Source organism: Pseudomonas sp. Z1-14, assembly GCF_051132005.1.
Taxonomy (GTDB): domain Bacteria; phylum Pseudomonadota; class Gammaproteobacteria; order Pseudomonadales; family Pseudomonadaceae; genus Aquipseudomonas.
Genome location: NZ_CP071646.1, coordinates 5,638,279 through 5,661,585, shown reverse-complemented (window position 1 = coordinate 5,661,585; position 23,307 = coordinate 5,638,279). Strand labels below are relative to the sequence as shown.

Below are 23,307 nucleotides of genomic sequence, written 5' to 3'. Positions count from 1 at the left end.
TCCTCGGCCTTCGCAGGAGCCGCCATGAATTATCGCCATGCCTTCCACGCCGGCAATCACGCCGATGTGTTCAAACACCTGACCTTGACCCGCCTCATTGCCCTGATGTCGCGCAAGGAGCAGCCCTTTGCCTACCTCGATACCCACGCGGGCATCGGGCTGTACGACTTGCAGGGTGACCAGGCCAATCGCACCGGTGAATACCTGGAAGGCATCGCGCGGTTGTGGGGCCAGGATGACCTGCCGCCGCTGACCGCCGAGTACATGAAGGTGCTGCACGAGATGAACCCGGACGGTCAGTTGCGCTATTACCCAGGCTCACCGGAACTGGCGCGGCGCCTGACCCGGGCGCAGGACCGGGTGCTGCTCAACGAGAAACATCCCGAAGACGGCGTTCTGCTCAAGGACAACATGAAGGGTGACCGTCGCGTGGCGGTGCACCTGGGCGAAGGCTGGCATGTGCCGCGGGCTCTGCTGCCGGTGAGCGAGAAGCGCGGGCTGATGCTCATCGATCCGCCCTTTGAACAGCTCGACGAGATGCAGCGCTGCGCCGCTTCGCTCAAGGAAGCCATCGGCCGGATGCGCCAGACGGTCGCGGCGATCTGGTACCCGGTGAAGGACCAGCGCATGTTGCGTCGCTTCTATCAGGACCTGGCCGGCACCGGCGCGCCGAAGCTGTTGCGGGTGGAATTGCTGGTGCATCCGCTGGCCACGCCGAACAGCCTGAACGGCTCCGGCCTGGCCATTGCCAATCCGCCTTGGGGGCTTGAGGAAGAACTGCGGGAATTGCTCCCGTGGTTATCCAGGAAGCTCGGGCAGACCCAGGGTGGTTGGCAGATGGATTGGTTGATTGCCGAAAGCTGATTGATGGCGCCTGATAGGCCGCCTTCGTCGGATCGCCGCCCGGAGCAGGCTCGCTCCCACAATGAAACCGGGTACCCACGCGAGAATCGGGCCGCCTTGCTTTTGATCTTGATCTTGATCTGAGGCGCCCCGTTAACCACGCTGGCCGAACGCAGGCATTGTGGAGTGGGCATCCCGGCATGGATGCCGGGATAGCCGCGCTGGGCCAGGGACGGCCCTTCGCGGCGGGCCCACGGAGCAATGCCGGAGTGAGGGGACACCGAGCCTTGGCGAGGTGCCGAGTGGTGGGGCAGAAGCGTTTTGGTTACTTTTGACTGGGCCGGCTTCCGGGCTTCTCAAAAGTGACCCGCTGTAAAAGCGGAACCATAAGCCGCCGTTACCGCAGCAACGGATATGTACCCGGTCAACAAACCCCCTGGCCGACTGTCAGGCCGCATTCGCGAGCAAGCTCGCTCCCACAGGGCTTGGGGTGTACTCACTATATGGGTTCGACCCCGGCCATTGTGGGAGCGAGCTTGCTCGCGATGCTTTTCAGAGCCTGACGATCAGATCGGGCAAGTCACGCCCGTACCGCCAATCCCGCAATAACCTTCAGGGTTCTTCGCCAGGTATTGCTGGTGATACGCCTCGGCAAAGTAGAAGGTCGGCGCTTCGTCGATTTCGGTGGTGATTTCTCCCAGCCCGGCCTTGGCCAGTTCAGCCTGGAATACTTCCTTGCTCTTTTTCGCCGCTTCCAACTGCTCGGGCGTGGTGCAGTAGACCACCGAGCGGTACTGGGTGCCGATGTCGTTGCCCTGGCGCATGCCCTGGGTCGGGTTGTGCAGTTCCCAGAACATCGCCAGCAGTTCGTTGTAGCTGACTTTCTCTGGCTCGTAGACGACCAGCACCACTTCGCTGTGGCCGGTCAGGCCCGAGCAGACTTCTTCGTAAGTCGGGTTTGGCGTAAAGCCGCCCGCGTAACCCACCGCCGTGCTGACCACGCCTTCACGTTGCCAGAACTTGCGCTCCGCGCCCCAGAAGCAACCCAGGCCGAAGATCGCGAAATCCACATTGGTCACGAATGGGCCCAGCAGTGGTGCGTCGAGGACGAAGTGTTTTTCCGGCACGGTCATGGGGGTTTCACGGCCAGGTAGAGCTTGATCAGGAGTAGGAAGCACGTTTTTGTTCACCAGGATTTCCGAGCGCAAGACCATCATCAGTCCTCTCAGTCAGGTTGAATTGAGCGAAATAGACCGTCAGTGTGCCTCAGAAAAGCCGCTGCTCGCTATAAGCGGCTGTCAGACAAGAGGGCCGCGCGGGTAGCGCTTGAGCTTCTCGACAAGCTCTGCCCCGGGAATTGGCCGGTCGAACAGGTAGCCCTGGCCGACGTCGCAGCGGTGGCGCCGCAGGAACGCCAGCTGCTGGGCGGTCTCGATGCCTTCGGCGACGACCTTGAGTTTCAGGTTGTGGGCCATGGCGATCACGGCGGAGGTGATTTCCATGTCGTCCTGGTTGTCCGGGATTTCATGGATGAAGCTGCGATCGATCTTGATGATGTCGATCGGGAATTTCTTCAGATAGCTCAGGGATGAATAACCGGTACCGAAATCATCCATGGCCAGGGTCAGGCCCAGGCGCTTGAGCTGGTCGAGTTGCAGGTGCGTGTCTTCGGTGGCTTCGAGCAGCAAGCCTTCGGTCAGCTCCAGTTCCAGCAAGCGGGCGGGCAGTTGCTCTTCCTTGAGGATGCTGGCGATCGAGGCCACCAGGTCCGGGTCGGAGAACTGCTTGGGCGACAGGTTGATCGCCACCTGCAGGTTGCCCAGGCCGGCTGCGGTCAATTGCTTGCTCATGCGGCAAGCCTGGCGGGCGATCCATTTGCCGATGGGGATGATCAGGCCGGTTTCCTCGGCCACGCTGATGAACTGGTCCGGACGGATCATGCCTTTTTCCGGGTGGTTCCAGCGCAGCAGCGCTTCCATGCCCAGCAGGCGACCGCTGCGCAGGCACAGCTTGGGCTGATAGAAAACGTCCAGTTCATTCTGGGTCAGGGCGCGGCGCAGGTTGTTTTCCACGAACAGCTTGTAGCTGGCCTCGGCGTTCAGCGCCTCGGTGAACACCTGGACCTGATGCTTGCCGTTGGCCTTGGCCTTGTGCAAGGCGAGGCCGGCGTTGCGCATCAGCGTCTGCGGGTCACGCCCATGCAACGGTGCGCAGGCCAGGCCGACCGAACCGGTCACGCTGATCAACTGGTTGTCGACGAACATCGGCTTGTCGAGCGTCATCAGCAATTGGCTGGCGATCTGCTGGCCGGCTTCCAGGCCGGTGTCATCCAGCAGCACGGCGAACTCGTTACTGGCGAACCGCGCCAGGCTGCCGCTTGGGCTCAGGCTGTTGCGCAGGCGTCGGGCCAGGCTGATCAGCAGCTTGTCGCCGGTCTGGTGGCCGAGGCTGTCGTTGATGCGCTTGAAGTTGTCGATGTCCACCAGCAACAGGCTGATGGGCGAGTCACTGTCCCGGGCGAAGCGTTCATCGAGATTGCGAATGAACGCCGGGCGGTTGCCCAGGTTGGTCAGGTTGTCGGTGTAGGCCAGGCGTTCGATGCGCTGCTGGGCCAGTTTGGTCTGGGTGATGTCTTCGTAGATGCCGATGTAGTGGGTCAGTTCGCGGTTGTCGCCATAGACCTTGGAAATCGACAGCTGGCCCCAGTAGGGCTCGAGGTTTTTGCGTCGGCTCTTGAATTCGCCCTGCCAGCTGTTGCTCTGGGCCAGGGCCGACGGTGCGTCGAAGAGCAGTTCGCTGAGATTCTCCAGGGCCGGCAGCTCGGACAGGCGCTGACCGTGGACTTCTTCAGTGGTGTACTGAGTGATGGCGGTGAAGCTCGGGTTGACGTATTCCACCACGCCGTCGCAGTTGACCAGCAGGAACGCGTTGGCGCTCTGTTCCACCGCGCGCTGGAACAAGTGCAGGGCGCTGGTGGCGGTGCGCCGGTTGTGGTTGTTGATGACCTGGGCGAACTGGTCCGCCAGTTCGCCGGCAAAGGCGATTTCGTCCGATTGCCAGGCGCGGGTGGCGCCCACTTGCTCCAGGCACAGGACGCCTACCACCTGGCCGTCGATACGGATACTCGCGTCGAGAATCGCGTTGACGTCGCGGATGCGCAGGTTCTCGGCCATCTCGCGGGTGCGCGGGTCGCGCATCGCATTGTGGGCATCAATGGCGCGGCAGGTCTGCAACGCTTCCATGTAGGTTGGGAAGTCGCTGGCGTTGATTACCCCTGGAAGGAAATATCCCTGGGAGGCGCGGTTATAGGCCGAGATCGGCAGCAGTTTGCCGTCCTCCAGATTCCAGATGCTGGCGCTGTCGATCTGGTAGATATCGCAGGCGCTACGGGTAATCAGCTCGGCGGCTTCCTGCAACGAATTGTTGGCGCTATAGCGCTGGCGGGTCAGCAGCAGAATCAGGTCTTGTTGGGCGCGCACCCGGTCAAGGTGCTGGAGCTGCTCCTGCTGGGCGCGCTGGTTCAGTTCCAGGGCGATCTGCAGGCGCGAATTCTGGGTTTCCAGATCGAGCGCCGGCACGGAGGGCTCGGTCGGCAGCAGGCTGTCCACCACCAGCAGATAGCCGCGCAGCAAATGGCGGTTGTGCTGTTTGTAGGTTTCACCCGTTTCCAGGAGGTTCAACGGTCCCCTGGCGGTGTGCAGCGTGTAGCGGATCTGGTAATGAGGGGCCTGGGTCAACTGCTGCTGGATCGCGTCGTGCAGCTGATAGCGTGCTTCCGGCTCCATGAGGCTGGCGTAGGGTGAGCTCACCAGCGAGCACAGCTCGACGGCCGGCAGGCCAAAGTAACGTTCGCAGTTGGGATCGAGAAACAGTAGCGCCCAGCTTGCTTCATTCAGCCGTTCGAAACGCAGCATACCGAGCCGCGAGGGCACCGGTAACTGCGTCACTACCTCGGCCGCCATACGGCTGGCGGCATCGGGTTGGCTTTTCATGAGGGAAACTCGCTTCGAAGATGCTGATCGCGCCGGGCTGACGCCCTCGTTATTACGGATTGCCGCAAGGTTGCATCATTGCGGCACTGGCTGACAAGAGACATGAAGGCCAAGTGCTATAAACCTTTTATCGGCCGATCAGCGGATTTCTCCAGTGGCCGGCCGATCAGAGGCATTCGTTGTGCCACCGCTGGTCAGCGCAACGGTATATCGACGACCTCCAAGGGGCTGCCGTCACGGTCATGAAAGGTCACTTGAATGCTCTGGGTCGTTACTCGCAGTTGAGCGAAATTGTCCTGGCTGATGACCTTGCTGGTCAGTTCATATCGATACTCGCCGCCCGCTGCCTTGGCCATGGGCTCGCCGATGATGGAAACTCGAGGCTGTGGCGTAGGGCAGCAGCAGGCTGTTGCACAGCGGCGAGGAAACGATGGTGTGGACTGCGAAATCAGGATCCTGGTTATGAACCAGGCGGCTGGTCAGGGAGCCGTGCACGTCGCCGGACACAAAAATCACGTTTTTGATCCGGTGCGTGCGGATGGCTTCGATCAGGCGCAGGCGTTGGTTCGGGAAAGCTTGCCAGGCGTCTCCGTCGTCCAGTTTGCGATCGGGATAGAACATGACGCTGGTTACGACAAGCTTGACCCGGGCAGTGCTACCGATGAGCCATTCAAGCAGCGCCTGCTCCTGTTCCTGATCAAGGATGCGCCGGTCAGCCGCCGACAGGTTGCGTCGGGTCCGGCTGTCGGTGACGAACCATTGGATATCCCCGTGAGCGAACAGGTACCAGAATCGTCGCGGCGGTCGGCCTGGGCTTGCGTCGTCCAGATCTTCGCCAGCCGGGCCATGGCTGGCCTGATACAGCGCATAGGCATCCAGGGCGTTGGCGTATAGACGCTCATCGTCCGGTTCTTTATTGGCGGGCCAGTTGTCCTCTATTTCATGGTCATCGAGGATCATGTAGGTCGGTACGCTGGACATCAACCGCCTGATGTGCGGCTGGGAAAAGGCCGTGCGGTACTTGAACAGAATGTCCCGGGCGCTGCGGTCCGGGGCGACCTTGTTCAGGTCATCGAGGTAGACCTGGTCACCGGTCATCAAAACGGCACTGATCGGCGGATCAGCCCGCTTCACGAGGTGGTTGATGCTCGCGAAGATGCGGTCACCGAGCCCGGGCAGCAACGGCACGTCGCCAGCAATCTGCAGATAACGACAGGAGCCCACGATATAGCTGCGCGCAGCGTTATCCGTGCCGGACGGCGTGCGCAAGTGGTAAACCTCCCCGGGCCATGGCAATGGCAGCTGCTGCACGGTCGCCGTGGTATGGGTTGGGCGCACGGGGCTGAACCAGCCCGCCTGGTATTCGTAGGCGGTATCGGCGCGAAGACCCTTGAGCACGATCACAGCGGTCATGTCGCGGTAAGCCTTCAATTGCACGAACTGGCCTTGCGACCAGCGGGTGTCACCTTGGCGCCTGTGACGAATCCCGGCGAAGACCCTGTTGTTGGCGTGGTCGCCGCGCAGGAATATCCGCGCGTGATGGGACGTGGTGTGGCCGATGATAGGGCCGACGGTAGGTTTGAACATATTCGAATCCATTCGAAGTTTTAATGGGGCACGCATCAAGATGCCTTGGCGGTTCGATGCTAAGGCTTGGCGTGTCGTAAATATCCATAGGGAAGGGGGCGCACGTTGTAGGCAATGACTACAGGGGGTGTAGTTATTTGAATCTTGCGCAGTAGGGAATTACCGCGTCGCCTGACCTGCCGCTATCGCGAGCAGGCTCGCTCCCACAGGGGTCTTCATCAGTTTCAAATGCTGGGCGGCGCCGCAAATCCATTGTGGGAGCGAGCTTGCTCGCGATGAGGTCGGCACATCCTGCACCGATGTACCTGACTTGAATTGCAGACAAAAAAAGCCCCGCCAGACGGGCGGGGTTGAGGTACGAGCGTGGCGCTCGGAAAACGAATCCCAAAGGGCCCTCTGTGAGGAGGGCCCTTCGGTGTCACAGCAGGATGGTGCGGATGTCGCCCAGCAGGTCGCTCAAGCGCTTGGTGAAGCGTGCAGCGGCCGCACCATTGATCACACGGTGATCGTAGGACAGCGACAGCGGCAGCATCAGCTTGGGCTGGAAGGCTTTACCGTCCCAGACTGGCTGGATGGTGGCCTTGGAGACACCCAGGATCGCCACTTCCGGCGCGTTGACGATCGGCGTGAAGCCGGTGCCGCCAATGTGACCGAGGCTGGAGATGGTGAAGCAGGCGCCCTGCATGTCGTCGGCGGTGAGCTTCTTGTTCCGGGCTTTTTCGGCCAGGGCAGCGGCTTCGCCAGCCAGTTGCAGCAGGCTCTTCTGGTCGACGTTACGGATGACCGGTACCAGCAGGCCTTCCGGGGTGTCGACGGCAAAGCCGATGTGCACGTACTTCTTGCGGATCACAGCCTTGCCGCTTGGGGCCAGGGAGCTGTTGAAGTCCGGCAATTCCTTGAGCAGGTGCGCGCAAGCCTTGAGCAGCAGCGGCAACACGGTCAGCTTCACGCCGGCCTTTTCGGCCACGGCTTTCTGTGCGACGCGGAAGGCTTCCAGTTCGGTGATGTCAGCCTGGTCGAACTGAGTCACGTGTGGAATGTTCAGCCAGCTGCGATGCAGGCTCGACGCGCCGATCTGCATCAGGCGGGTCATCGCGACTTCTTCGGTTTCACCGAAGCGGCTGAAGTCCACCGCCGGAATCGGCGGGATACCCGCGCCGCCAGTGGCGCCTTCGGCCGGTGCGTTCTTGGCCTTCTGCATCATGGCCTTGACGTAGGCCTGCACGTCTTCCTTCAGCACGCGGCCGTGAGGACCGCTTGGGCCGACGGCCGACAGCTCGACGCCGAATTCACGGGCCAGCTGACGCACGGCTGGGCCGGCGTGCACCTTGGCACCGCTTGGCGCAGGCGCAGCGGCGACAGGGGCAGGAGCCGCTTCGGCCTTGGCGGCAGGCGCGGCGGCTGGAGCCGGAGCCGGGGCCGACTCAGCCTTGGCAGCAGGCGCAGCAGCCGGGGCTGGCGCGGCAGGTGCCGGGGCACCGGCTACTTTCAGCTTCAGGATCAAATCACCGGTGCCGACTTCGTCGTCCAGCTTGACCTCGACGCTTTCCACCACGCCGGCAGCCGGCGAAGGGATCTCCATGCTGGCCTTGTCGGATTCCAGGGTGATCAGCGACTGGTCGGCTTCGACAGTGTCGCCGGCCTTGACCAGTACTTCGATGATCTTGGCCTTGCCCGACGAACCGATGTCCGGGACATGAATGTCCTGGACAGAGGCCGCCGCAGGTGCAGCCGCAGCCGCCGGAGCGGCTTCTGCAGCCGGTGCGGCGGCAGGCTTTTCAGCCGCCGCCGGGGCCGCAGCGGGCGCTGGCGCTTCAGGTGCCGCAGCGGCGCCTTCGACTTCCAGTTCCAGCAGCTCGTCGCCCTCTTTCAGGCGATCGCCCAGCTTCACTTTCAGGCTCTTGATGACACCGGCCTTCGGCGCGGGCACTTCCATGCTGGCCTTGTCCGATTCAAGCGTCAGGATGCTCTGGTCGGCTTCGATGCGGTCGCCGACCTTCACAAACAGTTCAATTACTTCACCTTCACCGCTGCCGATGTCAGGTACGCGAATGAGTTCGCTCACGAAAATTCTCCTCAGCAGTCCAGTGGGTTGCGTTTTTCCGGATCGATGCCGAACTTGACGATGGCCTCGGCCACCACCTTGGGTTCGATATCGCCGCGGTCAGCCAGTGCTTCCAGGGCTGCCAACACAACGAACTTACGGTCGACTTCGAAGAAGTGACGCAGCTTCTTGCGGCTGTCGCTACGGCCGAAACCGTCGGTGCCCAGCACCTTGAACTCCTTGGAAGGAACCCACTGGCGGATCTGCTCGGCGAACAGCTTCATGTAGTCGGTAGAGGCGATGACCGGTCCTTTGCGACCGTTCAGGCATTCTTCGACGTAGCTCAGTTTCGGCTTCTGGCCAGGGTGCAGGCGGTTGCTGCGCTCTACAGCGAGGCCGTCGCGACGCAATTCGTTGAAGCTGGTGACGCTCCAGACGTCGGCGCCGACGTTGAATTCTTCGCGCAGGATCTTCGCCGCCTCACGCACTTCGCGCAGGATGGTGCCGGAGCCCATCAGCTGGACGTGGTGCGCCGCTTCGCGGGTGTCTTCCTCGAGCAGGTACATCCCCTTGACGATACCTGCCTCGACACCGGCCGGCATGGCTGGCTGCTGGTAGGATTCGTTCATCACGGTGATGTAGTAGAAGACGTCCTGTTGCTCTTCGATCATCTTCTTCATGCCGTCCTGGATGATCACCGCCAGCTCGTAGCCGTAGGTCGGATCATAGGTGCGGCAGTTCGGGATGGTCCCGGCCAGCATGTGGCTGTGGCCATCTTCGTGTTGCAGGCCTTCGCCGTTCAGCGTGGTCCGGCCAGCGGTACCGCCGATCAGGAAACCACGGGTACGGCTGTCGCCAGCGGCCCAGGCCAGGTCGCCGATACGCTGGAAGCCGAACATCGAATAGAAGATGTAGAACGGCAGCATCGGCTGGTTGTGGCTGGAGTACGAAGTACCGGCGGCAATGAACGAGCTCATGGCGCCCGCTTCGTTGATGCCTTCTTCGAGGATCTGGCCCTTCTTGTCCTCGCGGTAGAACATCACCTGGTCTTTATCGACTGGCTCGTAGAGCTGGCCGACGGACGAGTAGATGCCCAACTGGCGGAACATGCCTTCCATACCGAAGGTACGGGCTTCGTCCGGGATGATCGGAACGATGCGCTGGCCGATCTCCTTGTCCTTGACCAGTTGCGCGAGGATCCGCACGAAGGCCATGGTGGTGGAGATTTCACGGTCGCCCGAGCCGTCCAGGATCGCCTTGAGGGTTTCCAGTGGCGGGGTCGGGATGCTGAAGCTCTTGGCGCGGCGCTGCGGCACGAAACCGCCCAGTGCGGCACGGCGCTCGGCCAGGTAACGGGCCTCGGCGCTGCCTTCTTCCGGCTTGAAGAACGGCAGGTTTTCCAGCTCGCTGTCCTTGACCGGAATGTCGAAGCGATCGCGGAACAGCTTCAGGCTGTCGACATCGACCTTCTTGGTGTTGTGCGCGGTGTTCTTCGCTTCGCCTGCACCGGTGCCATAACCCTTGATGGTCTTGGCCAGGATGACGGTCGGCTGCTCTTTGTGGTTGACCGCCTGGTGGTAAGCCGCATAGACCTTGTACGGGTCATGGCCGCCACGGTTGAGCTTCCAGATTTCGTCGTCGGACAGGTCGGCGACCATCGCCTTGAGTTCAGGCGAGTTGAAGAAGTGCTCGCGGACGAACGCGCCGTCCTTGGCCTTGTAGTTCTGGTACTCGCCGTCGATGACTTCGTCCATGCGACGCTGCAGGATGCCGTCGACGTCCTTGGCCAGCAGTGGGTCCCAGAAACGGCCCCAGATGACTTTGTTGACGTTCCATTGGGCACCACGGAACACGCCTTCGAGTTCCTGGATGATCTTGGCGTTGCCGCGAACCGGGCCGTCGAGGCGCTGCAGGTTGCAGTTGATGACGAAGATCAGGTTGTCGAGCTTCTCGCGGCCGGCCAGGGAGATTGCGCCCAGGGATTCCGGCTCGTCGCACTCGCCGTCACCCATGAAGCACCAGACTTTCTGCTTGCCGGCCGGGATGAAGCCACGGGCTTCCAGGTACTTCATGAAGCGTGCCTGGTAGATGGCCTGGATCGGGCCCAGGCCCATGGATACGGTCGGGAACTGCCAGAAATCGGGCATCAGCCAAGGGTGCGGATACGAGGACAGGCCGTTGCCGTCCACTTCCTGGCGGAAATTGTTCATCTGGTCTTCGGTGATGCGGCCTTCCATGAACGCACGGGCGTAGACGCCTGGCGATGCGTGACCCTGGAAGTAGATCAGGTCGCCGCCGTGTTCGTCGGTCGGGGCCTGGAAGAAGTAGTTGAAGCCGATGTCATACAGCGTCGCGCTGGAGGCGAAGCTGGAGATGTGACCGCCCAGGTCAGAATCTTTCAGGTTGGTCCGCACGACCATGGCCAACGCGTTCCAACGCACCAGCGAGCGAATGCGGCGTTCCATGAACAGGTCGCCAGGCATGCGTGCTTCGTGGGTGACGGGGATCGTGTTGCGGTACGGCGTGGTGATGGCGTAGGGCAGTTGCGAACCGCTGCGGGTTGCGAGTTCGCCCATACGGGTCATCAGGTAATGAGCACGGTCTTCGCCTTCTTTGTCGAGAACCGATTCCAGGGCGTCCAGCCATTCCTGGGTTTCGACGGGATCGAGGTCTTGCATGGCTTGCTCCAGGGCGGAAAGGCTACCAGAATCGGTTGCCTGAGTTTGCGACTGGCCTTGTGGGCAGACGATATAAATTCTTGGATTGCCGAAGGTTGTTTCGGCGGCGTGTAGTTTTACTACAAATCGTTGGCCGTTTCAGCCTTTCGAATGTATAGACGAGTAGTAAAACTACACATGAGCGGCTTATGGCCCCTCGTTTCGTTGTGAGAATAATCGTTACTGTTGGTCTTTAGCCAACTCGAACAGGTAAAAACTTGATGCCGGCTGCCAATAAAATCAGAAAATCAGCTATTTATCATCTTTGTTCGACAGTCGATCAGGTAGTGGCTTTGCAAAAAACACTACATCCAGCCTTTCCCGCGCCGATCAAGGATAGACCATGAGCCTGCCCTCGCTTGCCGAAATTCCGGCAATTCTCCAGTCATTGGTCAGTCGTGCCGAGCAGTCGTTCCGCGCGGCGGTCGCTTCGCTGGACGACGATCACGGGCTGTCCGCCTGGACGCCGCAGCGTTGGGCCGAGTTCAACCGCGTCGCCGCTGCCAGTGACTTTGTCATCGAACAAAGTGTACGGGATCCTGCGATGCTGCTGGAACTGGTGCGCAGCGGTGAGCTGGACCGCAGCCTGGCGGCGGGTGAAATGTGCGGGCAGATCGCCGCTGCCGTACAAGCCGCCGAGAGCGAGGACGAACTGGGTCGCGTGCTGCGTCGCCAGCGCACCCGTCAGCAGGTGCGGATCATCTGGCGCGACCTGACCCGCCAGGCCGATCTGGTACAGACCTGCCGTGATCTCTCGGACATGGCCGACACCTGCATCGATCAGGCGTATCAGTGGTTGTACCAGCGCCTGAGCCAGCAATTCGGCACCCCCACCGGCCGGCGCAGTGGCGAGCCGCAGCAGATGGTCATCCTGGGCATGGGCAAGCTGGGAGCGGTGGAACTGAACCTGTCGTCGGACATCGACCTGATCTTTGCCTACCCCGAAGGCGGCGAAACCGTTGGCGCGAAGCGGCCGCTGGATAACCAGGAGTTTTTCATCCGCGTCGGCCAGCGGCTGATCAAGGCCCTCGACCCGATGACCGTCGACGGGTTCGTGTTCCGCGTCGACATGCGCTTGCGCCCCTACGGCTCGGCCGGTGCCCTGGTATTGAGCTTCAATGCCCTGGAACAGTATTACCAGGATCAGGGGCGCGACTGGGAACGCTACGCCATGATCAAGGCGCGGGTGGTGGCCGGCGACCAGGTGGCCGGCGCGCAATTGCTCGACATGCTGCGCCCGTTCGTCTATCGCCGTTACCTCGATTTCTCTGCCATCGAAGCGCTGCGCACCATGAAGCAGCTGATCCAGCAGGAGGTGCGGCGCAAAGGCATGGCCGACAACATCAAGCTGGGCTCGGGCGGCATTCGCGAGGTGGAGTTCATTGCCCAGGCGTTCCAGCTGATCCATGGCGGCCGTGACCTGAGCTTGCAGCAACGGCCGTTGTTGAAGGTGTTGGGTACCCTGGAAGGCCAGGGCTATCTACCGGCCAAGGTCATTGATGAATTGCGCCAGGGGTATGAATTCCTGCGATACACCGAGCATGCGATCCAGGCCATTGCCGATCGCCAGACCCAGATGCTGCCGGATAACCCGCAAGACCAGGCGCGCATTGCGTTCATGCTGGGCTTCGTCGATTGGGCGGCGTTCCACGAGCAGTTGATGTACTGGCGCGGTCGGGTGGCGTGGCATTTTGGCCAGGTCATTGCTGACCCGGATGAGGACGAGGGCGGCGAAGGCGAAGTGGTGGTTGGCGGCGAATGGTTGCCATTGTGGGAAGACAGCCAGGACGAGGAAGCGGCGTGTCGTCAGTTGGAGGAGGCCGGTTTTGCCGATGCACCCAAAGCGCTCAAGGCCCTCGCTGTCCTGCGTGCCAGCCCGCAGCTGCGCGCCATGCAGCGCCTGGGGCGCGAGCGCCTGGACGCGTTCATCCCGCGCCTGCTCGCCCAGGCGGTGGAACATGCCGACCCGGACCTGGTGCTCGAACGGGTATTGCCGCTGGTAGAGGCCGTCGCCCGCCGTTCGGCCTATCTAGTGCTGTTGACCGAGAACCCCGGCGCCCTGCGGCGTTTGTTGACGCTGTGCGCGGCGAGTCCGTGGATCGCCGAGCAGATCACCCGTTTCCCGCTGTTGCTCGATGAATTGCTCAATGAAGGCCGTTTGTTCAAGCCGCCCCTGGCGCCTGAGCTCGCGGCAGAGTTGCGCGAGCGCCTGACACGAATTCCCGAGGACGATCTTGAGCAGCAGATGGAAGCCTTGCGGCATTTCAAACTGGCGCACCGCTTGCGGGTGGCCGCCTCGGAAATCGCCGGCAGCCTGCCGCTGATGAAAGTCAGCGATTACCTGACCTGGCTGGCCGAAGCGATTCTCGAACAGGTGCTGGCCCTGGCCTGGCGCCAGACGACGGCCAAGCATGGGGTGCCACTGCGCACCGACGGCAGCCTGTGTGATCCGGGCTTCATTATTGTCGGTTATGGGAAAGTCGGGGGGCTGGAACTGGGACATGGTTCCGACCTGGACCTGGTGTTTATCCACGACGGTGACCCGCAGGCCGAAACCGACGGTCCGAAACCCATCGATGGCGCGCAGTTTTTCACCCGGCTTGGTCAGCGGATCATTCATTTGCTGACGGCCCAGACCAACTCCGGGCAGCTGTATGAGGTGGACATGCGCCTGCGGCCTTCCGGGACGTCGGGCTTGCTGGTCAGTTCCCTGGGGGCGTTTGCCCGTTACCAGGAAAACGAAGCCTGGACCTGGGAGCATCAGGCGCTGGTACGTGCCCGGGTGCTGGTGGGCAGCCAGGATGTGGGCCAGGCGTTCGAAAAAGTCCGCGTTCAGGTACTGGGACGCTCGCGTGACTTGCCGACTTTGCGCCAGGAGGTCAGCGAGATGCGCGCCAAGATGCGCGATAATCTCGGCAGCAAGGCCACCGCTGCCGGAACCGCGCCAAATGCCTTCGAAGCCACGGCACCCTTCGATCTCAAGCAGGATGCCGGAGGTATCGTCGATATTGAATTTATGGTGCAATACGCGGCCCTGGCGTGGTCCGAGGAACATCCATCGCTGGTCCGCTATACCGACAACATCCGCATCCTGGACGGGTTGCAGGAGGTCGGGTTGCTGCCCGCCGAGGACGCCACGCTGTTGCGCGAAGCCTACAAGGCCTACCGCTCCGCCGCCCACCGCCAGGCTCTGCAGAAAGACGCCGGGGTGATCGCAGGCGACCAGTTCGTTGAGGAGCGTCGACAGGTGATGCGGATCTGGCGGGAGTTGGGGCTGAGCTGAAGGTATATGAGCTGAAGATATAAATGTGGGAGCGAGCCTGCTCGCGAAGGCGGAGTGCCAGGCGCCATGGATGCTGGATATGCCGGCCTCTTCGCGAGCAGGCTCGCTCCCACAACAGATCGGTGGTGTGTTGTAGATTAGGGCAACAGGCAGCGACCTAAGCCACAGTGATTCTCGAGGCGGGGAGGCGTAGGCCTCCCCGTAGCGTTTTTGGAAAGCTCATGAATATTCTGATCGTTGGACCCAGTTGGGTCGGTGACATGGTGATGGCGCAGACACTGTTCCAGTGCCTCAAGCAGCGTCATCCGCAGTGCGAAATCGATGTCCTGGCCCCCGAGTGGAGCCGGCCGATTCTTGAGCGCATGCCGCAAGTGCGCAAGGCCTTGAGCTTCCCGCTCGGTCACGGCGTGCTTGAGCTGGCTACCCGCCGGCGCATCGGCAAATCCCTGGCCGGTCAGTACGACCAGGCGATCCTGCTGCCCAATTCGCTGAAATCGGCGTTGGTGCCGTTTTTCGCCGGCATCCCCAAGCGCACCGGCTGGCGTGGCGAATTTCGCTATGGCTTGCTCAACGATGTGCGCACGCTGGATAAAGATCGTTATCCGCTGATGATCGAGCGCTTCATGGCCCTGGCCTACGAGCCGGGCGCCGAGTTGCCCAAGCCTTATCCGCGACCGAGCCTGCAGATCGACCCGGTCACGCGCGAAACGGCCCTGGCCAAGTTCGGCCTGACCCTGGACCGGCCGGTATTGGCGCTGTGCCCGGGTGCCGAATTTGGTGAGTCCAAGCGCTGGCCGGCCGAGCATTACGCCCAGGTGGCCGAGGCGAAGATCCGCGAAGGCTGGCAAGTCTGGCTGTTCGGTTCGAAAAACGATCACTCCGTGGGCGAGGACATCCGCTCGCGGCTGATCCCGGGCCTGCGGGAGGAGTCGACCAATCTGAGCGGCGACACGTCCCTGGCCGAGGCCATTGATCTGTTGTCCTGCGCTGATTCCGTGGTGTCCAACGACTCCGGCCTGATGCACGTCGCGGCGGCGTTGAACCGCCCTCTGGTGGCGGTCTACGGTTCCACCTCGCCGGGCTTCACGCCGCCGTTGGCCGACAAAGTCGAAGTCGTGCGCCTGGGCATCGAATGCAGCCCATGCTTCGATCGCACCTGCCGCTTCGGCCACTACAATTGCCTGCGCCAGCTCATGCCACCGTCGGTGAACGAGGCCCTGGAGCGATTGCAGGGCTCACCCGTGGAGGTCCGGTAACTTGCGGGTATTGCTGATCAAGACCTCCTCCCTGGGGGATGTGGTCCACACCCTGCCGGCGCTGACCGATGCGGCGCGGGCGATTCCCGGCATCCGCTTCGATTGGGTGGTGGAAGAGGGGTTCGCCGAAATCCCTACATGGCACCCCGCGGTGGGCAAAGTCATCCCGGTGGCGATCCGGCGCTGGCGCAAGAATATCTGGCAAACCATCAAGAGCGGCGAGTGGCGGCGGTTCAAGCAAAGCATGCGGGCCGAGAAGTATGACTTGGTGATTGACGCCCAAGGCTTGCTGAAAAGCGCCTGGCTGACTCGCTACGTCAAGGCCCCGGTGGCTGGCCTGGATAAGGATTCGGCACGCGAGCCCCTGGCGGCGCGGTTTTACTCCCGGCGCCTGGCGGTGGCCCGTGGTCAGCATGCGGTCGAGCGCGTGCGCCAGCTGTTTGCCGTGGCGCTGGGCTACGACTTGCCGCAGACCCAGGGCAACTATGGCCTCGACATCGACCGCCTGGTGGAACTGCCGCGCCCCTATCCCTATGTGGTTTTCCTGCATGGCACGACCTGGGACTCCAAGCACTGGCCCGAGCTTTACTGGCGCCAGCTCACCGAGCGCATGGGTCAGTACGGCGTGGTGGTGAAACTGCCGTGGGGCAACCCTGCCGAAAAGGCCCGCGCCGAGCGCATCGCCAGCGGGCTGCGCAACGCCCTGGTACTGCCGAAACTGAACCTTGGCGGCATGGGCAAGGTGCTCGCCGGTGCCCAGGCCTGCGTAGCCGTGGACACTGGCCTCGGTCACCTGGCTGCGGCCCTGGACGTGCCGACCGTTTCGCTGCTCGGCCCGACCAACCCGGTGCTGACCGGTGCCTACGGCAAGGGCCAGATTCACCTCGCCAGTGATTTCCCCTGCGCGCCCTGCATGCAGAAACAGTGTACTTATCCACCGACCGCCGAAGATGCCCGTCGGTTTGACCTTAAGCGCGAGCAGCCCCTGTGCTTCACGCGTGTAAACCCCGAGCGTGTTGCCAGCCACCTGAGCACGTTATTGGCTGAGGAGCCGCGCTGATGCAATTGGCTTTTGTCCTTTACAAATACTTTCCCTTCGGTGGCCTGCAGCGTGACTTCATGCGCATCGCCCTGGAATGCCAGCGGCGTGGCCACCAGATCCGCGTCTACACGCTGATCTGGGAGGGCGACGTCCCGCCGGGCTTCGAAGTACTGGTGGCGCCGGTCAAGGCGCTGTTCAACCACCGTCGCAACGAAAAACTCAGCGCCTGGATGGAGGCCGACCTGGCCCAGCGCCCGGTGGATCGTCTGATCGGTTTCAACAAGATGCCTGGCCTGGACGTGTATTACGCCGCCGACGGCTGCTTCGAAGACAAGGCACAGAACCTGCGCAATTCGCTGTACCGGCGCTGGGGCCGCTACCGGCATTTCGCCGAATACGAGCGGGCGGTGTTCGCCAAGGATGCCAAGACCGAAGTCCTGATGATTTCCGAAGTCCAGCAGCCGCTGTTCATCAAGCACTACGACACGCCGCTGGAACGCTTCCATCTGCTGCCGCCCGGCATCGCCCAGGACCGTCGCCGGCCCGCCGACGCCGACGAGATCCGTGCCGCGTTCCGGGCCGAATTCCAGCTGGCCGACGATGACCTGCTACTGGTGCAGATCGGCTCCGGCTTCAAGACCAAGGGTGTGGATCGCAGCCTCAAGGCCCTGGCCGCGCTGCCGGCCGAATTGAGAAAACGCACCCGGCTGTTTGTAATCGGCCAGGACGACCCCAAGGTATTCCAATTGCAGAGTGCCGCGCTGGGTCTGGGCGACAATGTGCGGTTCCTCAAGGGTCGTAGCGATATCCCGCGTTTCCTGCTGGGCGCCGACCTGTTGATCCACCCGGCCTACAACGAAAACACCGGCACGGTACTGCTCGAAGCGCTGGTGGCCGGGTTGCCGGTGCTGGTCAGCGCGGTGTGCGGGTACGCCCATTACATCGCCGAGGCCGACAGCGGCCTGGTGCTGGATGAGCCGTTCGAGCAGACGCAACTGACCGAATACCTGGGGCGGATGCTCGGTGATTCCGAGGCAAGGGCGGCCTGGAGCCGCAACGGTCTAGCCTTCGCCGAGACGGCCGACCTCTACAGCATGCCGCAGCACGCGGCCGATGTGATATTGGCGGAGCACGCTTGATGAAATTGATGCTGGCCGAACCGTTCAAGAGCCTTTGGGCCGGACGCGATGCGTTCACCGAGGTCGAGGCGCTCAAGGGCGAGGTCTACCGTGAACTAGAAGCCCGGCGCACCTTGCGTACCGAGGTGGACGGTCGCGGCTTTTTCGTGAAGATCCACCGTGGCATCGGTTGGGGCGAGATTTTCAAGAACCTGCTGACCGCCAAGCTGCCGGTACTTGGCGCGGGACAGGAATGGAAAGCCATCCAGCGTCTGCAGGAAGTCGGCGTGCCGACCATGACGGCCGTCGCGTATGGCGAGAAGGGCAGCAACCCGGCCGACCAGCATTCGTTCATCGTCACCGAAGAACTGGCGCCCACCATCAGCCTTGAAGATTACAGCATCGACTGGGTCAGGCAGCCGCCGCAGCCCAGGCTCAAGCGGGCACTGATCGCTGAAGTGGCGCGCATGACCGGCATGATGCACCGCGCCGGGGTCAACCATCGCGACTGCTACATCTGCCATTTCCTGCTGCATACCGACACACCGGTGACGGCCGACGGTTTCAAGCTCTCGGTGATCGACCTGCACCGCGCCCAGACCCGCCCGGCCATCACCACGCGCTGGCGCAACAAAGACCTGGCCGCGCTGTATTTTTCGGCGCTGGACATCGGCCTGACGCGCCGCGACAAGCTGCGTTTCCTCAAAGGTTATTTCCAGCAGCCGTTGCGCCAGGTACTGGCTGAGGAAGCGTCGCTGCTGGCCTGGCTCGAAGGCAAGGCCAACAAACTGTATGCCCGCAAGCAGCGGTATGGGGACGCGCTCTGATGTCAGGCTGGACACTGGAACCGGCCTACGCCGAACTGGCGGCGGATTTCGGTAGCCTGGACGCGGTGTTCGCCCTCCAGGGCGAGCGCCTGACGCGCGACCCTCTGTCGGAGGTGATCCGGGTGCAGCGCAACGGCGTCAATTATTACGTCAAGCGCTACACCGGCGCCGGCAAGGGCTTGCGGCGTTACCTGGGCAGGCCGCGGGTCAAGTCCGAATGGCAGAACCTCAAGCGCTTCGCCAAATGGGGGATCCCGACCGCACAAATCATTGCCTGGGGACTGGAGCGAAACGGCGCGGCCTTCGCCCGTGGTGCGATGATCACCCGCGAATTGCCCCGCACCGAGGACCTCTCGGCCCTGGCCGAGCGTCGCGACCCCAGGCTGGCGGATCGCGCCTGGGTCGACGGTGTGAGCCGGCAGTTGGCGGGTTACACGCGGACCATGCATGAGCAGCGTTTTACCCATAACGATTTGAAGTGGCGCAACCTGCTGATCGACGATCAGTCGCGGTTGTTCCTGATCGATTGTCCGAACGGTGACTTCTGGCGCGGCTTCTGGCTCAAGTACCGGATCATCAAGGACCTGGCGTGCCTGGACAAGGTCGCCAAATATCACCTGTCGGCCACCCAGCGCCTGCGTTTTTATCTGCAATACCGGCAGCGCGACCGGCTGGATGCCCTGGACAAGAAACGTATCCGGCACGTGGTGAAATTTTTCGAGGGGCGTGAATGACTGATTTTCTGGCCGATGAAGACCGCGCGTTGCTGCAACGCCATGGCCTGGACAGCTTCGAGGCCTTGTGGGCACGACAACTGGAAGCGGTGGACGAACCCAACACCTCGGGGGAGGGCTGGAGCAGCGTGTTCCGCCTGGAACTGGAAGGGCAGGGGTACTACCTCAAGCGTCAGAGCAATTACCTGACCCGAACCTTGTCGCATCCGTTCGGCGAGCCGAGTTTTTCCCGGGAATTTCGTAATATCAGCCGTTATCGGCAACTGCGCATCCCCGCGCTGCAGGCCGTGTTCTACGGCCAGCGCAAGGTGAACGGCGAGGCCCGTGCGGTTCTGCTGACGCGTGCGCTGGACGGCTGGGATGACCTCGATTCATTGCTGCAGCGCTGGTCGATGCTGAGTGGCGCGCAGCGCACGGGCATCCTGCAGGCCTGCGGGCACCTGGCGCGGCGCCTGCACGATGCCCATCAGATGCATGGTTGTTTTTATCCCAAGCACATTTTTCTGCAAGCCGGCGACAGCGGCTACCAGGCGCAGTTGATCGACCTGGAGAAGACCCGGCCGCTGCTGTTCGGCCAACGTGACCGGATCAAGGACCTGGAACCGCTGTTGCGCCGGGCAGGCGCCTGGAAGGGTGACGACGTGCGCCAGTTGCTGGCTACTTATCTGGAGCAGCCGCTGGACAGCGCTCTGGTCGACAGCTGGATGACACGCGTGGCCGCCCGCCGTACCGATAAGGAGGCGCGTTGATGCTTTTGTCCGAACTTAAAAATGCCGGCCGCAGCCCTGGCCTGCCCTTGAGCTTGGAGCTGGCGGACGCCGCCGGACCGGCGCAATTGCAATTGCTGACGCTTCTGCGCGTTTTACCGGGGCAGCGTTATGTGGGCGCGGGTGTCTGGCGCGGTCGCCCGGTACTGGCGAAATTGTTGGTTGGCGCCAAGGCGGCTCGTCACTTCCAGCGTGAGGTGCAAGGTGTGCGTCTGCTGGCGGAACAGGGCCTGACCACACCGCTGTTGCTGGTGGACGGCTTGAAGGACGGCGAGGGTGGCTGGCTGCTGTTCGAATTGCTCGAAGGGGCCCAAAGCCTGGGCGACGCCTGGAGGCAAGTCGAGCAATTGCCGCCGTTGGCCGATGAGCAGGCCGCAGTGCTGGCGGAGGCCCTGGGTGCCATTGCACAACTGCACGCCAAGGGCCTGTGGCAAGAGGATCTGCACCTGGACAACCTGCTGCGCCACGATGGGAAACTCTACCTGATCGATGGCGCCGGTATTCGGGTCGAAACCGCAGGGCAGCCGTTGTCGCGGCAAAAAGTGCTGGAGAATCTCGGTGTGTTTTTCGCCCAGTTGCCCAAGTCCCTGGCGCCGTTCACCGAAGAGTTGCTGGTGCATTATCTTCTTGGCAATGCCGAACATGCGTTGCCGATGGAGGCGTTGCAAAAACAGATCGACAAGGTGCATTCCTGGCGCCTGAAGGATTTCCTCGAAAAGGTCGGGCGAGAATGCAGCCTGTTCAGCGTCAAGCGTGGGGCCTTCGGCCTGCGGGCTATCCGCCGTGATGAAGAGGCCGCGATAACGCCCGTGCTTGAGCAGGCCGATGCCCTGCTTGATCAGGGACATCTGTTCAAGACCGGCGGCGCGGCGAGTGTCGGCAGGGTGGTGGCGGACGGCCGTACGCTGATCATCAAGCGCTACAACATCAAGGGATTCGCCCATTGGCTCAAGCGCTTCTGGCGTCCGAGCCGTGCCTGGCATGCCTGGCGCGAGGGTCATCGCCTGGCCTTCCTCGGCATTGCCACGCCCAAGCCGCTGGCGCTGCTGGAAAAGCGTTTCCTGTGGCTGCGCCGTGGTGCGTATCTGGTCACCGAGTACTTGCCGGGCCCGGACATCATCGAACGCTTCGCCCCATACGTGGAGACCGGTGAGGCGCCCGAAACAGAATTGCTGGCGCTGGATCGCTTGTTCGCCGACCTCATCCGCGAACGGATCAGCCACGGTGATTTCAAAGGGCATAACCTGTTCTGGCAAGACGACCGCTGGGCGCTGATCGACCTGGACTCCATGTGCCAGCACCGCACCCAGGCCAGCTTCGCCCAGGCCTACGCCCGGGATCGCGCGCGGTTCATGCGCAACTGGCCGCAGGATAGCGCGTTGTATCGGGTGATTGATGAGCGCTTGCCAAAGGATGTCGAAAACACCCTCTCGGCCTTGTGACCGATCACCGTGGCGAGGGAGCTTGCTCCCGCTGGGCTGCGCAGCGGCCCCAAAGCCATTCAGCGCGGTGTGCCAGGAAAACATAGTTGCCAAGTTTACGACTGCTGCGCAGCCGAGCGGGAGCAAGCTCCCTCGCCACGGATCGGGTAAATCCTGGGGTTAGGTGTAGATTCGTTGCCGCCTTCGCGAGCAGGCTCGCTCCCACACTGTGGACTGCACCCCAAAAGTTGGACACCAACCTGACTTTTGGCGGTGTTTCCATGGGCAAATTTTCGCTTCAGTTCAAAATTACGGCGATTGAGGCTTATATCAATGGCAATGAAGGCTTTCGAAAGGTAGCTCACCGCTACTTGATCGACTACAGCCTGCTTCGGCGCTGGGTCGCCACCTATCAGGCTCGAGGCAGTGCTGGGCTGCAATCGCATGGTCACCATTACAGCGCGGCCTTCAAACGCTCAGTCATCCAATGCATGCAAAAAGAGCGGCTCTCACATCGGGAAGTCGCCGCGCGGTTCGGGCTCGGTCAGTCCTCGCAGGTGGGCATTTGGGAGCGGCAGTACTACAGTGGCGGTCTTCCTGCCCTGATCGTACCCAAGAGAAAAAAGGCTGTTGTCATGCCCAAAAAAACGCCTGTCCCTGATCACTCCCAACCCGTGGACGACGATTCGAAGAGCCGAGAGCAACTGAAGGCCGAACTCGAATACCTACGTATGGAGAACGCTTACCTAAAAAAGCTCGAAGAGGTAAGGGAGGCTTCGAAGAGGAGTCGCCCCGGGAAAAAACCATCTCCGTAATGGCGTTGAGATCCAGGTTTCCTCTGGACAGTCTGCTGAAGTTAGCCAACCTGGCCCGCAGCACGTTCTATTACCAGGTCAGCGCCCTTCAGAAACCTGACAAATATGCCTCGCTGAAAACGAAGATCCGTGACCTCTACGACCAGCACGAAGGGCGATTTGGCTATCGCCGCATCGCTTTGGCACTTCAAAAGAAAGAGTCGGTCAGTGAAAAAATGATTCAGCGCCTGATGGACCGCATGGGCCTTAAATCCTTGGTGCGCCCAAAAAAGTATCGATCTTATAGAGGGCAAGTTGGAACCGTCGCGGCGAATCTTCTGGAGCGTAATTTCGTCGCGCAACGGCCCAATCAGAAATGGGTAACGGACGTCACCGAATTCAAAGTCGGATCAAAGAAGCTCTATTTATCGCCGGTAATGGATTTGTACAACGGCGAGATCATCGCCTATGAAACCGCCCCGCGCCCATGCTTTGCCTTGGTGACCGGAATGTTGGAAAAGGCCTTCGAGCGCCTGCAAGGGCCGTCTCATCTGCTGCTGCACTCTGACCAGGGCTGGCAGTATCAGCAACCTCGCTATCAGCATGCACTGAAGCAACGCGGCATAAAGCAGAGCATGTCACGTAAGGGAAATTGCCTCGACAACGCGGCGATGGAGAGTTTTTTCGGCACCCTGAAATCCGAGTTTTTCTACCTGAAACGCTTTGAAAATCTGGAAGAGCTGAATGTAGGGCTGGACGAGTACATCAGTTATCATGAGCGGATCAAATCGAAGCTCGGTGGACTGAGCCCCTTGGAATACAGGACTCAATCCGTGGGCATGTGGCAGTAGACCGTCCAACATTTTGGGGTCAGTCCACTGC

14 protein-coding genes and 1 pseudogene are annotated in these 23,307 nt (G+C 61.7%); 10 read left to right on the top strand and 5 right to left on the bottom strand.

Translation table 11 applies throughout. The features are described from left to right. The first annotated feature begins 24 nt into the window (after window positions 1-24). Window positions 25-864, top strand: a complete 840-nt coding sequence (locus J3P89_RS25975; RefSeq protein WP_434626420.1) for a 23S rRNA (adenine(2030)-N(6))-methyltransferase RlmJ — start codon at window positions 25-27, stop codon at window positions 862-864. Between the two features lie 545 nt (window positions 865-1,409). On the opposite strand, the gene msrA is transcribed toward J3P89_RS25975, so the two are convergent. From msrA to aceE, 5 genes and pseudogenes are all read right to left on the bottom strand, one after another. After that, window positions 1,410-2,057 (bottom strand): peptide-methionine (S)-S-oxide reductase MsrA, encoded by a 648-nt coding sequence (gene msrA, locus J3P89_RS25970; RefSeq protein WP_434698058.1) that lies wholly within the window; start codon window positions 2,055-2,057, stop codon window positions 1,410-1,412. Between the two features lie 84 nt (window positions 2,058-2,141). Next, a complete protein-coding gene (locus tag J3P89_RS25965) occupies window positions 2,142-4,835 on the bottom strand; it encodes a putative bifunctional diguanylate cyclase/phosphodiesterase (protein WP_434626419.1) in 2,694 nt (897 codons plus the stop codon). A gap of 194 nt (window positions 4,836-5,029) precedes the next feature. Next, window positions 5,030-6,422, bottom strand: a pseudogene (locus J3P89_RS25960) (alkaline phosphatase D family protein). A 418-nt stretch (window positions 6,423-6,840) separates the two neighbouring features. Continuing rightward, a complete protein-coding gene (gene aceF / locus J3P89_RS25955) occupies window positions 6,841-8,487 on the bottom strand; it encodes a dihydrolipoyllysine-residue acetyltransferase (RefSeq protein ID WP_434696075.1) in 1,647 nt (548 codons plus the stop codon). 11 nt (window positions 8,488-8,498) lie between these two features. After that, on the bottom strand, window positions 8,499-11,144 hold the full coding sequence (gene aceE, locus J3P89_RS25950) for a pyruvate dehydrogenase (acetyl-transferring), homodimeric type (protein WP_434626416.1): 2,646 nt from the start codon (window positions 11,142-11,144) through the stop codon (window positions 8,499-8,501). A 382-nt stretch (window positions 11,145-11,526) separates the two neighbouring features. Here aceE and glnE point away from each other — a divergent pair, with 382 nt between their 5' ends. From glnE to J3P89_RS25905, 9 genes are all read left to right on the top strand, one after another. Further along, window positions 11,527-14,466, top strand: a complete 2,940-nt coding sequence (gene glnE, locus J3P89_RS25945) for a bifunctional [glutamate--ammonia ligase]-adenylyl-L-tyrosine phosphorylase/[glutamate--ammonia-ligase] adenylyltransferase (protein ID WP_434696074.1) — start codon at window positions 11,527-11,529, stop codon at window positions 14,464-14,466. Window positions 14,467-14,687: 221 nt separating this feature from the next. Continuing rightward, window positions 14,688-15,722, top strand: a complete 1,035-nt coding sequence (gene waaF, locus J3P89_RS25940; RefSeq protein ID WP_305497279.1) for a lipopolysaccharide heptosyltransferase II — start codon at window positions 14,688-14,690, stop codon at window positions 15,720-15,722. Between the two features lies 1 nt (window position 15,723). Next, window positions 15,724-16,782 (top strand): lipopolysaccharide heptosyltransferase I, encoded by a 1,059-nt coding sequence (gene waaC, locus J3P89_RS25935; protein WP_434602619.1) that lies wholly within the window; start codon window positions 15,724-15,726, stop codon window positions 16,780-16,782. Then, window positions 16,782-17,903, top strand: coding sequence for a glycosyltransferase family 4 protein (locus tag J3P89_RS25930; RefSeq protein ID WP_434570061.1), 1,122 nt, complete (start codon window positions 16,782-16,784; stop codon window positions 17,901-17,903). Before waaC ends, J3P89_RS25930 begins: the two co-directional genes overlap by 1 nt. Then, window positions 17,903-18,709, top strand: a complete 807-nt coding sequence (gene rfaP, locus J3P89_RS25925; RefSeq protein ID WP_434602621.1) for a lipopolysaccharide core heptose(I) kinase RfaP — start codon at window positions 17,903-17,905, stop codon at window positions 18,707-18,709. Before J3P89_RS25930 ends, rfaP begins: the two co-directional genes overlap by 1 nt. After that, window positions 18,709-19,443 carry a lipopolysaccharide kinase InaA family protein gene (locus J3P89_RS25920; protein ID WP_434570057.1) on the top strand — a complete coding sequence of 245 codons (735 nt, stop codon included), beginning with the start codon at window positions 18,709-18,711 and terminating at the stop codon, window positions 19,441-19,443. The genes rfaP and J3P89_RS25920 overlap by 1 nt, the downstream gene beginning before the upstream one ends. Then, a complete protein-coding gene (locus J3P89_RS25915) occupies window positions 19,440-20,192 on the top strand; it encodes a lipopolysaccharide kinase InaA family protein (RefSeq protein ID WP_434602623.1) in 753 nt (250 codons plus the stop codon). The genes J3P89_RS25920 and J3P89_RS25915 overlap by 4 nt, the downstream gene beginning before the upstream one ends. Continuing rightward, complete coding sequence (locus J3P89_RS25910) at window positions 20,192-21,652, top strand: lipopolysaccharide kinase InaA family protein (protein ID WP_434696072.1); 1,461 nt, start codon at window positions 20,192-20,194, stop codon at window positions 21,650-21,652. The genes J3P89_RS25915 and J3P89_RS25910 overlap by 1 nt, the downstream gene beginning before the upstream one ends. A gap of 260 nt (window positions 21,653-21,912) precedes the next feature. Continuing rightward, window positions 21,913-23,276 (top strand): IS3 family transposase gene (locus J3P89_RS25905; protein ID WP_434696071.1). Its coding sequence is split into 2 segments (ribosomal slippage): window positions 21,913-22,390 and window positions 22,390-23,276, totalling 1,365 coding nucleotides; the frame shifts between segments, so codons are not numbered across the junction. Window positions 23,277-23,307: the final 31 nt, after the last annotated feature.

Coding starts and splice junctions, on each gene's coding strand:
- J3P89_RS25975 (WP_434626420.1), top strand. CDS start 25: ATGAATTATCGCCATGCCTTCCACGCCGGCAATCACGCCGATGTGTTC.
- msrA (WP_434698058.1), bottom strand. CDS start 2,057: ATGGTCTTGCGCTCGGAAATCCTGGTGAACAAAAACGTGCTTCCTACT.
- J3P89_RS25965 (WP_434626419.1), bottom strand. CDS start 4,835: ATGAAAAGCCAACCCGATGCCGCCAGCCGTATGGCGGCCGAGGTAGTG.
- aceE (WP_434626416.1), bottom strand. CDS start 11,144: ATGCAAGACCTCGATCCCGTCGAAACCCAGGAATGGCTGGACGCCCTG.
- glnE (WP_434696074.1), top strand. CDS start 11,527: ATGAGCCTGCCCTCGCTTGCCGAAATTCCGGCAATTCTCCAGTCATTG.
- waaF (WP_305497279.1), top strand. CDS start 14,688: ATGAATATTCTGATCGTTGGACCCAGTTGGGTCGGTGACATGGTGATG.
- J3P89_RS25930 (WP_434570061.1), top strand. CDS start 16,782: ATGCAATTGGCTTTTGTCCTTTACAAATACTTTCCCTTCGGTGGCCTG.
- rfaP (WP_434602621.1), top strand. CDS start 17,903: ATGAAATTGATGCTGGCCGAACCGTTCAAGAGCCTTTGGGCCGGACGC.
- J3P89_RS25920 (WP_434570057.1), top strand. CDS start 18,709: ATGTCAGGCTGGACACTGGAACCGGCCTACGCCGAACTGGCGGCGGAT.
- J3P89_RS25915 (WP_434602623.1), top strand. CDS start 19,440: ATGACTGATTTTCTGGCCGATGAAGACCGCGCGTTGCTGCAACGCCAT.
- J3P89_RS25910 (WP_434696072.1), top strand. CDS start 20,192: ATGCTTTTGTCCGAACTTAAAAATGCCGGCCGCAGCCCTGGCCTGCCC.